The 12527-nt window shown below is 71.4% G+C and carries 12 protein-coding genes; 5 read left to right on the top strand and 7 right to left on the bottom strand.

Annotated features, from left to right (window positions below):
* Nucleotides 1-11 precede the first annotated feature (11 nt).
* From OG210_RS28290 to OG210_RS28275, 4 genes are all read left to right on the top strand, one after another.
* Nucleotides 12-734 (top strand): YitT family protein, encoded by a 723-nt coding sequence (locus tag OG210_RS28290; protein WP_371540518.1) that lies wholly within the window; start codon nucleotides 12-14, stop codon nucleotides 732-734.
* Complete coding sequence (locus OG210_RS28285) at nucleotides 731-1495, top strand: glycerophosphodiester phosphodiesterase (protein ID WP_328324486.1); 765 nt, start codon at nucleotides 731-733, stop codon at nucleotides 1493-1495. Before OG210_RS28290 ends, OG210_RS28285 begins: the two co-directional genes overlap by 4 nt.
* Before the next feature lie 17 nt (nucleotides 1496-1512).
* Nucleotides 1513-2880: an MFS transporter gene (locus OG210_RS28280; RefSeq protein ID WP_328324488.1), complete on the top strand. Its 1368-nt coding sequence runs from the start codon at nucleotides 1513-1515 to the stop codon at nucleotides 2878-2880.
* A 255-nt stretch (nucleotides 2881-3135) separates the two neighbouring features.
* The gene (locus OG210_RS28275) at nucleotides 3136-3510 is read left to right on the top strand and encodes an RNA polymerase-binding protein RbpA (RefSeq protein WP_161311542.1); all 375 of its coding nucleotides are present in this window, start codon (nucleotides 3136-3138) and stop codon (nucleotides 3508-3510) included.
* 171 nt (nucleotides 3511-3681) lie between these two features.
* Here OG210_RS28275 and fxsA read toward each other — a convergent pair whose 3' ends face one another.
* The 4 genes from fxsA to OG210_RS28255 all read right to left on the bottom strand — a co-directional run bounded on the left by fxsA (nucleotide 3682) and on the right by OG210_RS28255 (nucleotide 7802).
* A complete protein-coding gene (gene fxsA, locus OG210_RS28270) occupies nucleotides 3682-4257 on the bottom strand; it encodes an FxsA family membrane protein (protein WP_328324490.1) in 576 nt (191 codons plus the stop codon).
* A 96-nt stretch (nucleotides 4258-4353) separates the two neighbouring features.
* Nucleotides 4354-5121, bottom strand: coding sequence for a polyprenol monophosphomannose synthase (locus OG210_RS28265; protein ID WP_328324492.1), 768 nt, complete (start codon nucleotides 5119-5121; stop codon nucleotides 4354-4356).
* Nucleotides 5122-5653: 532 nt separating this feature from the next.
* On the bottom strand, nucleotides 5654-7294 hold the full coding sequence (locus OG210_RS28260) for an amidohydrolase (RefSeq protein WP_328324493.1): 1641 nt from the start codon (nucleotides 7292-7294) through the stop codon (nucleotides 5654-5656).
* Between the two features lie 67 nt (nucleotides 7295-7361).
* Complete coding sequence (locus OG210_RS28255; protein WP_328324495.1) at nucleotides 7362-7802, bottom strand: Lrp/AsnC family transcriptional regulator; 441 nt, start codon at nucleotides 7800-7802, stop codon at nucleotides 7362-7364.
* Nucleotides 7803-8006: 204 nt separating this feature from the next.
* Here OG210_RS28255 and OG210_RS28250 point away from each other — a divergent pair, with 204 nt between their 5' ends.
* Complete coding sequence (locus tag OG210_RS28250) at nucleotides 8007-8408, top strand: hypothetical protein (protein WP_371539295.1); 402 nt, start codon at nucleotides 8007-8009, stop codon at nucleotides 8406-8408.
* On the opposite strand, the gene OG210_RS28245 is transcribed toward OG210_RS28250, so the two are convergent.
* The 3 genes from OG210_RS28245 to OG210_RS28235 all read right to left on the bottom strand — a co-directional run bounded on the left by OG210_RS28245 (nucleotide 8364) and on the right by OG210_RS28235 (nucleotide 12251).
* The gene (locus tag OG210_RS28245; protein WP_371539292.1) at nucleotides 8364-9500 is read right to left on the bottom strand and encodes a phosphotransferase family protein; all 1137 of its coding nucleotides are present in this window, start codon (nucleotides 9498-9500) and stop codon (nucleotides 8364-8366) included. The two genes, OG210_RS28250 and OG210_RS28245, sit on opposite strands and share 45 nt — an antisense overlap.
* A gap of 64 nt (nucleotides 9501-9564) precedes the next feature.
* Nucleotides 9565-10689: a hypothetical protein gene (locus OG210_RS28240; RefSeq protein ID WP_371539289.1), complete on the bottom strand. Its 1125-nt coding sequence runs from the start codon at nucleotides 10687-10689 to the stop codon at nucleotides 9565-9567.
* 389 nt (nucleotides 10690-11078) lie between these two features.
* Nucleotides 11079-12251, bottom strand: a complete 1173-nt coding sequence (locus OG210_RS28235; protein WP_328324503.1) for an acyl-CoA dehydrogenase family protein — start codon at nucleotides 12249-12251, stop codon at nucleotides 11079-11081.
* Nucleotides 12252-12527: the final 276 nt, after the last annotated feature.

The following is a 12527-nucleotide window of genomic DNA, read 5'->3' as shown; positions in this document are numbered from 1 at the left end:
CGGAATTGGCCATGGTTGGCCTCGGATTCCAAGCCACAGAGTGTCACGTACCAGTCCACTACGACCAGCCACCACCACGGAGGACCATATTGTCCAGGAACGTCATACGCAGGCTTGTGCAGCTCTACGTAGGTCTGGCGCTGTACGGCGTCAGTTCCGCCCTTCTCGTCCAGGCGGGCCTCGGCCTTGAGCCGTGGGGCGTGCTGCACCAGGGGCTGGCCCGGCTCACCGGACTGCGGATCGGCACCGTCTCGATCATCGTCGGTGCCGCCGTACTGCTGCTGTGGATCCCCCTCAGGCAGCGCCCGGGGCTCGGCACCGTCTCCAATGTCTTCGTCATCGGCATCGCCATGGACTCGACCCTCGACCTGGTCCCGGCCGTGCACGGCCTGCCCGGCCGGATCCCGCTGATGGCCGCGGGCATCCTGCTCAACGGCGCGGCCACCGGCCTCTACATCTCCGCCCGCTTCGGCCCCGGCCCCCGGGACGGACTGATGACCGGGCTGCACCGCCTCACCGGTCTCTCGATCCGGCTGTCGCGCACCGCCATCGAGATCGCCGTCGTGGCCACCGGCTTCATCCTGGGCGGGACGCTCGGGGTGGGCACGGTGGTCTACGCCCTCTCCATCGGACCGCTCGCCCAGATCTTCCTGCGGGTGTTCGCGGTGCCCGCTCCGGCCGCCGACCGGGCGCCGCTGACCGGCGCCACCGCGCGGGCGATACTTCCCGAGTGACGAGGACCCACCACCCCTATCTGGACCACCCGGGCCCGATCCCGTTCGCCCACCGGGGCGGCTCGGCGGACGGCCTGGAGAACACCGCGGCCGCCTTCCGGCGGGCGGACCGCGCCGGTTACCGCTACTTCGAGACCGATGTGCACGCCACGGCCGACGGCCGGCTCGTCGCCTTCCACGACGCGACGCTGGACCGGATGACGGACGCGCACGGCCCCATCGCCTCCCTGCCGTGGAGCGAGGTCGGGCAGGCGCGGGTGGCCGGCACCGAACCGCTGCCGCTCTTCGCGGACCTCCTGGAGGAGTTCCCCGAAGCCCGCTGGAACGTCGACATCAAGGCCGGTCCCGCGCTGGCCCCGCTGATCGGCCTGATCCGCAGCACCGATGCCTGGGACCGGGTGTGCGTCGGCTCGTTCTCGGAGAGGCGCGTGGCCGCGGCGGCCCGGCTGGCGGGTCCGCGGCTCGCCACCTCGTACGGCATGAGCGGCATCGCGGCGCTGCGGCTGCGCTCCTACGGGGTCCCGGCGCCCCTGCGCCCGGGCGCCGTCTGCGCCCAGGTTCCGGAATTCCACGGCCGGATCCGGGTGGTCGACGACCGCTTCGTACGCACCGCACACGCCCGCGGACTCCAGGTGCACGTCTGGACGGTCAACGACCCCCGGCGGATGACCGCCCTCCTCGACCTGGGAGTGGATGGCATCATGACCGATCATCTGGAGTCGCTGCGCACGGTTCTCACCGCGCGGGGGGCGTGGAACTGACGATCAGGGGGCGCGGTTTGAGCGCTGGCACCGCGGACGGCACGGCCGTCACGACCGAGGCGGCCACCGCGGCCGGCCGCAGGCGCGAGCAGCACGGCTGGTACTTCTACGACTTCGCGTCCTCCGTCTACTCGACCAGCGTGCTCACGGTGTTCCTCGGCCCGTATCTGACCTCGGTCGCCAGGGCCGCGGCGGACTCCGGGGGCTATGTCCACCCGCTCGGCATTCCGCTGCGGGCGGGATCCGTCTTCGCGTACACGGTCTCGGTGTCCGTGGTCGTCGCGGTGCTCGTCATGCCGCTGGCGGGGGCCGTCGCCGACCGGACGGGGCGGAAGAAACCGCTGCTCGCCGGGGCCGCGTACCTCGGGGCCGGAGCCACCGCCGGAATGTTCTTCCTGGACGGCGACCGCTACCTGCTGGGCTCGCTGCTGCTGATCGTGGCCAACTCCTCGCTGGCCGTCTCGATGGTCCTCTACAACGCCTACCTCCCGCAGATCGCGGAGCCGGAGGAGCGCGACACCGTCTCCTCACGCGGCTGGGCCTTCGGGTACACGTCGGGCGCCTTCGTCCTGGTGCTGGATCTGGTGCTGTACTCGGGCCACGCGAGTTTCGGGGTGTCGGAGTCCACCGCGGTACGGATCTGCCTGGCGACGGCCGGGGTGTGGTGGGGCGCGTTCACCCTGATACCGCTGCGCAGGCTGCGCGACCGGCGGGTGGGCGCGGCCGCGGGCCGCGGTGCGGTCGGCGCCGGGTGGCGGCAGCTCCTGCGGACGCTGCGGGACATGCGCCGCTATCCGCTGACACTCTCGTTCCTGCTCGCGTACCTCGTCTACAACGACGGCATCCAGACGGTGATCTCGCAGGCGTCCGTGTACGGATCCGAAGAGCTGGGCCTCGGCCAGACCACCCTGATCACCGCGATTCTGCTGGTGCAGGTGCTGGCGGTGGCGGGCGCGCTCGGCATGGGGCGGCTGGCGCGGACGTACGGCGCGAAGCGCACCGTGCTCGGCTCACTCGCCGTGTGGACACTGATCCTCGGCGCCGGGTACTTCCTGCCCGCGCGGGCCCCGGTCTGGTTCTTCGCGCTGGCGGCGGCGATCGGCGCGGTGCTCGGCGGCAGCCAGGCGCTCTCGCGCTCGCTCTTCTCGCATCTGGTGCCGGAGGGCAAGGAGGCCGAGTACTTCTCGGCGTACGAGATGAGCGACCGCGGACTGAGCTGGCTCGGCCCCCTGGTGTTCGGGCTTGCCTACCAGCTGACCGGCAGTTACCGTGCGGCGATCATCTCGCTGGTGACCTTCTTCGTACTGGGTTTCTTCCTGCTTGCGCGGGTACCTGTGAGGGAGGCCGTGGCAGCGGCCGGAAACGCGGCACCACAGCGGGTTTAGGCATTGAAGTGAAAGGCCGGTAGTGTACGCCTTTGGCTCACCAGACGGACCGTTACTGCGAGATCATCAGCCGAAATCGCAGGGTGACATCTCTGAGCAGATGTGACAAAGAGGGCACCGGTGGGTACAACAAGGGGCGGCACGACGGGCGACGTATGACCCGCAACGGGAATCTTTACCGCCGACCGGACGTTGACCGGATGACGACGACAGCGACACCTGTCCTGTGGGCGACAAGCCCGGGAGGCACGATTCATGAGTGAGCGAGCTCTTCGCGGCACGCGCCTCGTGGTGACCAGCTACGAGACCGACCGCGGCATCGACCTGGCTCCGCGCCAGGCGGTGGAGTACGCATGCGAGAACGGACATCGCTTTGAGATGCCGTTCTCTGTGGAGGCGGACATTCCGCCGGAGTGGGAGTGCAAGGCGTGCGGCGCCCAAGCACTCCTGGTAGACGGGGACGGCCCTGAGGAGAAGAAGGGCAAACCCGCGCGCACGCACTGGGACATGCTCATGGAGCGGCGCACCCGCGAGGAGCTGGAGGAGGTGCTGGCCGAGAGGCTGGCCGTCCTTCGTTCCGGCGCCATGAACATTGCCGTGCATCCGCGGGACAGCCGCAAGTCCGCGTAACGCCCAGGCGTTCGCGTACAGCACGACTACATCAGGAGCTGAGGGCTCCGGCACACTTCAGGGTGTGCCGGAGCCCTCAGCTCTTTGTATGTCCCATGCCCTGCCGCTGCCCTGCCGCTCTTGGCGTGTCCTGTGTCCTGCCCCGTGCCCTGGCTCCGGGACCGGCCGGGGTCAGGGCGTCAGCGGCGGGCGCGGGCCCTCGTCGTCCCCGCGGGGGCCGGGCCTGTCGTCGTTCTTGATGACCTCGCCCTGGACGACCCTGCCGTCCGGGCGGTGCATCCGCGCCTGCTGGAAGGCGTCACCGACGGTCCCCGGCGCGGCCCTGCCCATCCGGCGCTCCACGGTCCGCTCGGTGTACCGGCTCAGCGCCGACCGCAGGGGCGGCACCAGCAGGAGGAGCCCCACCGCGTCGGTGATCAGCCCGGGCAGCATGATCAGCAGCCCCGAGAGCATCAGGAAGCCGTTCCCGCCGCTCTCGCGCTCCTGGGCCGGCAGCGCTCCCGACTGCTGCCGCTGGACCGTCTCCGTCAGATTACGGAAGGCCCGCCGCCCGGCCCGCTTGACGACGGCGGCGCCGAGCACGAGACCGCCGACCAGCAGGAAGAACACGGTGAGCCCGCCCACCACGTCGGCCACCAGGAGCAGCAGCCAGATCTCGAGGACCACCCAGACGGCGATGCCCAGCGGTACGAAGGTGCGCGCCCGGGAGCGCTTGGGAGCGGTCGGGGGCTGTGTGCCGGTCGTCATACTCCCAGTGTGCCTGCAGGCGCGCACGGATGACGTACCGGGGAGCCAGGCCTTTCGTTGAGGTCAGGCCGGGCTCACGGGCCCCAACGAAAGCCCCTAGGAAGGCTCCCGCCCCCACAGGCGTGACGCCCGCGAGCCGACCCCCCAGGCCGTCACCCGCCACAGCGCCTCCACGACGATATCCTTGCTCATCTTGGAGTCGCCGATCTCGCGCTCCACGAAGGTGATCGGAACCTCCACGACATGGCAGCCCGCCTCGACGGCCCGCCGGGCGAGGTCCACCTGGAAGCAGTACCCCTGGGACGACACCTCGTCGAGGCCGAGTTCCTCCAGGGTCTCCTTGCGGAACGCCCGGAAACCACCGGTGACATCGCGGATCGGTACGCCGAGGAGCATCCGCGAGTACGTGCTGCCGCCCCGCGAGAGCAGCTCCCGGGACTTGGGCCAGTTGACGACCCGTCCGCCCGGCATCCACCGCGAGCCGAGCACCAGGTCGGCGCCCTTCAACGCGGTGAGCAGGCGGGGAAGTTCCTCCGGCTGGTGCGAGCCGTCGGCATCCATCTCCACCAGGACGCCGTACCCGTGCTCGATGCCCCAGCGGAAGCCGGCGAGGTATGCGGCGCCGAGGCCTTCCTTGCCCTTCCGGTGCAGCACCTGGACCTGCGGGTCGTCCCCCGCCAGCTCATCAACGATCTTCCCGGTGCCGTCCGGGCTGTTGTCGTCGGCGACCAGAATGTCCGCCTCCGGCACCGCGGCGCGAACCCGGGCAACGATCGGCTTGATGTTCTCGGCCTCGTTGTAGGTCGGAATGATGACCAAGGCCTTGCCGAGCGGACCGAATCGCCGCTCACCGCCGTCGTTCACTACTGCCCCTCACTGTGTGCCGGACCATCACCTTATCCAGCGCGGGGACGGTGGAACGCAGCCGCGTCGGCGGGCCCGGCTCCCGAGGGGGAGGGGAACTTCGGATCGGGGCCCGGCGTCCTTCGGGCCGACCTGGGGCCCGCTGGCTGCGGGTCGACCGAGAGCCGTTGTCTACTGAACGTCCGGGCCCCACCCGGGTCGCACCTGCCCGCGAACTCCTGAGGAGCAGGGCGGACCCCCTTCCGGCTGAAACCTCCCTCGCCCCCGAGGCGCGGGCGCTGAACCTGGCTCCCAGTGGTGGCACGCCTTCCGGCGTACCGCCCCATGACCCAGCGGCGTTCGACGACTGCGTGGAGGTTTGCCGGTCGGACGTCCTGTGGTGGACTCGGCCGAACCTACCCGCCGGTGGCCGCTTCCTGTCAATACTCGCCCGACCTGCGGTGTTCTGATGAATGACCAGGTCAGTACGGAAGAGCCGCAGGTGGCGGGAGAGACTTTCCGGCATCGATCGGCCGCACGAAATCCCGTGATGTCACTCGTTCGGCCTCACGAAGACAGTTTGTCCGAAGACCACCGTCCGCAGGCAGACCGGGAGTTCGGCGCCCGGGGTGAGGTCCGGCAGCCCCGGGGTGCCGGAGCGCGGGTCGGTCGACCAGCGGGCCACCCGGTCGTCGGGGGCCTGCACCACCAGGTCGGCGGTGCGCCAGACCGCGTAGTCGGCGGGGGCGCCGGGCACGAGGACCCCGGTGTCGTCCCGGCCGATGGACCGCCAGCCGCCGCGGGTGTGGGCGGCGAAGGCGGCGCGTACGGAGATCCGGTGTCCGGGGGTCCGGTGGAAGGCCGCGGCCCGCACGTTCCCCCAGGGGTCGAGCGGAGTGACCGGGCTGTCGGAGCCGAAGGCGAGCGGCACCCCGGCCCGCAGCATCGCCGCGTACGGGTTGAGGGTGCCGGCCCGCTCGGCGCCGAGCCGCTGGGCGTACATCCCGTCGGCGCCGCCCCACGCCGCGTCGAAGGCGGGCTGCACGGAAGCGGTGAGACCCAGCTCGGCGAAGGCGGCGACGGTTTCCGGGGTGAGCATCTCGGCGTGCTCGACGCGGTGCCGGGCGGCGCGGACCCGGGCGAGGCCGAGCTTCTCCGCGGCGGCCCGCACCCCGTCGACGACCGCGCTGAGCGCGGCGTCCCCGATGGCGTGGAAGCCCGCCTGGAGCCCGGCCTCGGTGCAGGCGGTGACATGGGCGGCGATGTCGGCGGCGTCCAGGTGCGCGGTGCCGGTGTGCGCCGCGTCCGCGTACGGCTCGTGCAGGCAGGCGGTGTGCGAGCCGAGCGAGCCGTCGACGAAGAGGTCACCGGCCGCGCCGATCGCGCCGAGTTCCCTGATGCGCCCGGCATCCTTGGCGTCGGCGACGCGCTCGGCCCAGTAGCCGAAGACGCGCGGCCCCTTCTCCTGCCCGGCGAGGCGGAGCAGGCCGGTGAAGTCGTCCTCGTCGGAGATGTCGGGCCCCCCGCACTCGTGGAGCGAGCCGATACCGAGCGAGGCGGCCCGCGCGCGGGCGGCGCGCTGCGCCTCGGTGCGCTGCTCCGGGGTGATCTGCGCGTGGGCCGCCGCGCGTACGGCGTGGTGTGCCGCGCCGGTGAGCGGGGCGTCGGACCGGTAGCCGGACAGCGAGATGACCCGCGGGACCAGATCGAGCAGGGCGGTGGAGACCACGGCCGAGTGGACGTCGACCCGCGGCAGATAGACCGGCCGGCCGCCGGCCGCCTCGTCGAGCGCGGTGCGGGACAGCGGTTGCCCGTCCGGCCAGCCGGAGGCGTCCCAGCCGTGGCCGAGCAGCACCCGGTCGCCGGGGCGGTCCGCCGCGTGCTCCCGGACGAGACGGAGGGCCTCCTGCGCGGAACGCGCGGCCGACAGGTCGAGGCCGGTGAGGGCGAGCCCCGTCGATGTGGTGTGGACGTGTGCGTCGGTGAACGCCGGGGTCACCAGGGCCCCTTCGAGGTCGACGGTCTCGTCGACGCCCTTGGCGAAGGCGTCGGCCGCCCCTTCGGAGCCCACCCAGGCGACGTGCCCGCGTTCCACGACCATCGCGGTGGCGAAGGGGTCGGCGGGGCTGTGGATGTCCCCACCGCGCAGCAGTACGGTGCGGTGGTCGGCCTGGGGGGCGGTGCTCTCGGTCATGGGGAACAGTCTCCCGCCTGCGGAGCACAGGTCCGCGCAGGGGGCCCCTGCGCGGGGCGGGGGCCGCTCAGATCTCCGGGGGCCGCGCTTCGTACGGGGTGGAGAGCACGACGGTGGTACGGGTGGAGACCCCGGCCAGTGAGCGGATCCTGGTCAGCAGGTTCTCCAGGGCGAGCGGTGTCGGGACGCGCACCTTGAGGATGTAGTTCTCGTCGCCCGCCACGCTGTGGCAGGCCTCGATCTCCGGGACCCCGGCGAGCCGCTCGGCGATGTCGTCCGGAGCGCTCGGGTCGAAGGGCTTCGCCGAGATGAAGGCGGTGAGCGGCAGCCCGACGGCCTCCGGGTCGACCACCGCGGCGTAACCGCGGATGACTCCGCGCTGTTCGAGACGGCGTACCCGCTGATGCACCGCCGATGTGGACAGGCCGGTGGCCTTGCCCAGGTCGGTGTAGCTCATCCGCCCGTCCTTGACGAGCAACTCCACGATGCGGCGATCCAGCTCCTCCATACGGATCAACCTATGGCCCCGGCCCTCTCCGGCACAGCTGGAGAGGGCCGGTAAGGGTCCCCTGACGCGTTCATGTGACGAAGGCCACAGGCCTGGAGCCGTGTCCGCGGGGAACGCGCGGTTACCGCGGACACCGGGCGGGAAGTGCTTGCTGTGGCCGAGACCACAGTTCTCTGGTCGGCCCACCCGAGGGGGAGAATCTCCATGCACAAGCTGAAGAGCGTCGATTCCATCGAGCCCGCAGAGCTCGCGGCCATCGAGAACGACCCAGGTCTCGCGGCCTACGACACCTTTGAGATGTACCGGGTGATCTGCCCGGACTGCGCGCAGCCGATCGCCCTCCTCGCGGGCGAGACCGTGCTGCCCGAGCACGCGCTCTGCGCCAGCCCCTGGAACCCGTTCGGGCTGACCGCGTGCGCGGGCACCGGCCGCGCGGCGGCGGACGCCAGGGCCGCCGACGAGTCCCTGGAGGCCCAGGAGCAGGACGCCGCACTGCTGCTGACGCTCCCTCAGGGACTCGACTGGCGCAAGCAGCCGTTCTCCCACGTCGGCGGGCCGGGCTCACGCCCCGTCAAGGCCGCCCGGCCGGTGCGCGCCGCCGCCTGACCAGTCGTACGCTCCGCCCACCAGGGCCTCCAGGGAGGCCCGGTGCAGGATCATGGCATCCGGGTCCGCGGGGACCCGGACCTCGCCGAAGTGCACCTGCCGGTAGGCGATGCGCAGCATGACGATCGCGTGCCGCAGGGCCGCGTAGAGCAGATGGAAGTCCATGTCGCGCGGTGTGTGGCCGGTGAGTTCGGCGTACCGCCGCTCGGCGTTCTCCCGGCGCAGCAGGGCGGGCAGGCCCGGCAGCCCGGATCCCTCGGTGAGGTCCTGGAAGAAGCGGTGCAGATAGACGGTCCAGCCGAGGTCCAGTTCGCACGGGCCGAAGGCCGCCATCTCCCAGTCGAGCACGGCGGCGGGCTCGAAACCGTCGTACACGATGTTGCCGATCCGGGCGTCCCCCCAGCACAGCACTGCGGGCCCCTCGTCCTCGGGCCACAGCTCCTCCAGCCGCTCGAAGGCGCTCTCGATCAGCGGTGAGGGCGGGAGCCCGTCCACCACCCAGGCGTAGTAGGCACGTTGCTCGTCCACATGGCGGCGCAGGGGGCTGCCGTCCCCTGCGGGCAGCAGGAACTCCGCCTCCGCCGCGGGGAACTGCCGGTGCAGCCCGGCCAGGACCCGCAGGGTCGCCTCCTCCAGCGCGGCGCGTTCGGCGTCGGTCGCGGAGTACAGCCAATTCCCCTCGTACGTATAGGGCATGACGTCGGGCGGGACCCTGCCGTGGGCCTGTTCCATCACGAAGAACGGCGCGCCCAGCGGCCCCGGATCCGTTTCGAGCCACAGGACGCGCGGCACCGGGATGTCGGTGTGCTCGGCGACCAGGCTCATCACCCGGTACTGCCGCTCCATGTCGTAGGCGGGGAAGACGGTGTACGCGGCGGGGTCGGCGGCCAGCCGCAGGGCGCAGGAGTCCACCGGGACGGCCGGGCCTTCGATGCCGAAGAGCAGGGTCTCGCTCGACATGCCGTTCGACGCGGGGGTCGTGAGGTCGCCGGCCCGGGCGCCCGGCAGCCGGGTGCCGAGCCAGGCGGCGAGCCTGCGGCCCAGTTCCTGCGGGTCTCGGGTGGTGGTGCGGGGGCGTGGTGCCGTGGTCATGGCGGTGCTCCTCGCTCGGGAAGGGGGTGCGGCCGGTGTACTGCCGGGGCCGTTGGCCGTCCGTTCAGGGAGCGACCGATGTGTATCCGGTGAATCCGCTGGGGTCGTGGCGGCCGAAACTGCCGTGCTCGAAGATGCCGTGGCCGACCTGGCCGTCGAGGGTGAAGCGGGCGGCGTGGTCGGTGACGCCGTAGGCGACGGCCGGATGGGCCGCCGGGTCGCTCATGTCGTAGCTGCGCCGGTCGCTCCAGCCCCGCCCCTGCCAGGTGCCGTGCTGCCAGTCGGTGGCCGGCGGATAGCCCGCGCCGAGCGCCAGCGGCGACGAGCAGAGGGTTTCGGCGGTCAGCTCCATCGGCCGCCCGTCCGGGCCGGTGAGGTGGATGACAGCCCGTTCCGGGTGGCGGGTGCCGGACCGGTAGCCGATCTCCGTACGCGGCCAGCCGAGTTGGACGTCGTGGCCCTCTCTGCGGACCAGCAGCGCCTCGTTCAGCGTCCGGTAGCCGTCGGCGTCCTCCTGGGCGATCACCAGGACGAAGCGGTCGTCGAAGCGGACCGGGATCCAGAGCCAGTGGAACCCGTCGGGCCGGTACTCGGCCTCGGCGCGCCCGCCGTCCTCGCCGGGGATGGGCCGCACCCCCCAGCTGCGGTCACGGGTGCCGGTCCACTCCCCCGCCCCGACCCGTATCTCATCGCCGCCCGCGCGGATGACCCCGGAGCAGCTGCCCGCCTGTACGAAGCGGCGGCCTTCGAGCATCAGCCGCTCGCCGCGCCGTTGCACATGGTGCGGTTCCCAGACGGCCGGGAAGTCGGCGGTCCACTCGATGTCGTACGAGAGCGAGTCCGGGTCGGCGGGGTCGGCCTCACAGTGCAGCGTCAGCCGTTGGAGCGGTACGTCGACGGTAATGCGCAGCGGGCCGACGGAGAGGTTCATCCGGTCGTCGGTGAGGGCGTCCGACGCGCGTACGGCGTGCAGCCGGTCTCCGGTGCGCAGGGTCGCGTACGCGTCGATCACACCCGCGTTGGGGTAGACGCCGAGTCCCACCACGAGCAGCGCTCTGCCCTGGTGGTCGAAGACATGGAAGATGCAGCGGTCATAGGCGTTGCGGTCGCCCGTGGCGACGTGCTTCATCGACAGCGGCACCTGGTGGACGGGGTATTCGTCGAGCGCGATGGGACGGTCGTCGGCCACAACATCCTCCTGCTGAAGGGAAGATGACGGTACGTCAGAAACCGCACGGACGGCCAGACCCGGATCGCGCGGGATCCGGCCGGACCCGGACGGGCGGCGCGCGCACCGGACTTGACGGCGCGAACAGACGCCCGACGGCGCGGGGCGGTGACCGTGCGCCGCCGCCCCGCGTTGACCGTGCATGACTGTTCTGCACTACGGGACGGGGACCGGGACGGGACTGCGCCGGCTCCCGCCGCCCACCCCTGAAGAATCGCTTCCGCAGAGCACGGAAGCGCCGATCTACCAGGCCATGGTCCACCAGTGGGGACGGGCCGGCCGGACTCTGCCGGGCCGTCGCGACCAGGAGTGGGCACTCCTGACCGCGACGACCGTCCAGCCGGGCCAGTTCAGCGCGACTCCGGACCCGCGAGGTGGCGGGCGATGACCATCCGCTGGATCTGGTTGGTGCCCTCGACGATCTGCAGCACCTTGGCCTCCCGCATGAACCGCTCGACCGGGAAGTCCACGGTGTAGCCGTAGCCGCCGAGCACCTGGACCGCGTCGGTGGTGGCCCGCATCGCCGCGTCCGTGCAGAAGAGTTTGGCCATGGCGGCCTGCCGCGAGAAGGGACGTCCCGCGTCCCGCAGCCGGGCGGCCGTGAGATAGAGGGACCGGCCCGCCTCGATCTGGGTGGCCATGTCGGCGAGCATGAAGCGCAGCCCCTGGAAGTCCGCGATGGGGTGGCCGAACTGCTGCCGCTCCGTGGCGTACCGCACCGCCTCGTCCAGTGCGGCCTGGGCGACGCCGATGGCGCAGGCGGCGATCCCCAGCCGCCCGGAGTCGAGCGCGGAGAGGGCGATGGCGAAGCCCTGGCCCTCGTCCCCGATCAGCCGCTCGCCGGACACCCGTACGCCGTCGAAGTGCAGTTGGGCGGTGGGCGAACCCTTCATCCCCATCTTCTTCTCGGGGGCGGCGGCGGTCAGCCCCGCGGCGTCGCCCGGCACCAGGAACGCCGAGATCCCGCGCGCCCCTTCGCCGCCGGTGCGCGCGAGCACCGTATAGAAATCGGCGAGGCCGCCGTGCGTGATCCATGCCTTGGTACCGGTGATGACCCAGTCGTCGCCGTCCCGCACGGCCCTCGTACGGAGCGATGCGGCGTCCGAGCCCGACGCGGGTTCGGAGAGGCAGTACGCCCCGAGCAGTCCGCCCCCGAGCATCGCGGGCAGTTGCGCGGCCTGCTGCTCCTTGCTGCCGTATCCGGCGAGTGCGTGGCAGGCGAGCGAGTGGACACTGACGCCGAGCCCGACGGTGAGCCGCGCCGCCGCCAGCTCTTCGAGTACCTGGAGGTAGACCTCGTACGGCTGGTCGCCGCCGCCGTACGCGGAGTCGTAGGGGAGGCCGAGCAGTCCGGCATCCGAGAGCAGGGTGAAGACCTCACGGGGGAATTGGCCGGCTTCCTCCTCGGCGGCCGCACCTGGCACGATCTCCCGCTGGACGATGTCGCGCACCAGCGCGAGCAGGTCCCGGGACTCCTCGGTGGGCAACTGACGGTCCACCAACTGCGGGGCGCGGTCGGACATGGCGACACTCTCCTCCCTGTCGGGCACTACGGCGTACGCGTGGCCAGGGTGTGGCAACGCCGCCGGGTCTCACCTTCAGCCGATGCTGCCTTCCCGGATCGCGGAAGAGGCTGACCAGAGGCTGTGGCGGCTTGAGTATGCCCGATCGGCGGACTTCCGTCACGGGGCGGAATTGGTCCGAACCATTGACCGCACTGGTCTAGTCCTTCTATCTTCCCGCTATTGGCTTTTCGCGTTCATGCCAAAACGCGTGCCAGGCAGCTCCCCCCACCTCCC

It is taken from the genome of Streptomyces sp. NBC_00466, assembly GCF_041433995.1.
Classification (GTDB): Bacteria; Actinomycetota; Actinomycetes; order Streptomycetales; family Streptomycetaceae; genus Streptomyces.
Note: the sequence above shows the minus strand (reverse complement) of the source record. Positions and strands in the feature narration are given on the sequence as shown.

Coding starts and splice junctions, on each gene's coding strand:
- OG210_RS28290 (WP_371540518.1), top strand. CDS start 12: ATGGTTGGCCTCGGATTCCAAGCCACAGAGTGTCACGTACCAGTCCAC.
- OG210_RS28235 (WP_328324503.1), bottom strand. CDS start 12,251: ATGTCCGACCGCGCCCCGCAGTTGGTGGACCGTCAGTTGCCCACCGAG.
- OG210_RS28250 (WP_371539295.1), top strand. CDS start 8,007: ATGCACAAGCTGAAGAGCGTCGATTCCATCGAGCCCGCAGAGCTCGCG.
- OG210_RS28275 (WP_161311542.1), top strand. CDS start 3,136: ATGAGTGAGCGAGCTCTTCGCGGCACGCGCCTCGTGGTGACCAGCTAC.
- OG210_RS28255 (WP_328324495.1), bottom strand. CDS start 7,802: ATGGAGGAGCTGGATCGCCGCATCGTGGAGTTGCTCGTCAAGGACGGG.
- OG210_RS28245 (WP_371539292.1), bottom strand. CDS start 9,500: ATGACCACGGCACCACGCCCCCGCACCACCACCCGAGACCCGCAGGAA.
- fxsA (WP_328324490.1), bottom strand. CDS start 4,257: ATGACGACCGGCACACAGCCCCCGACCGCTCCCAAGCGCTCCCGGGCG.
- OG210_RS28260 (WP_328324493.1), bottom strand. CDS start 7,294: ATGACCGAGAGCACCGCCCCCCAGGCCGACCACCGCACCGTACTGCTG.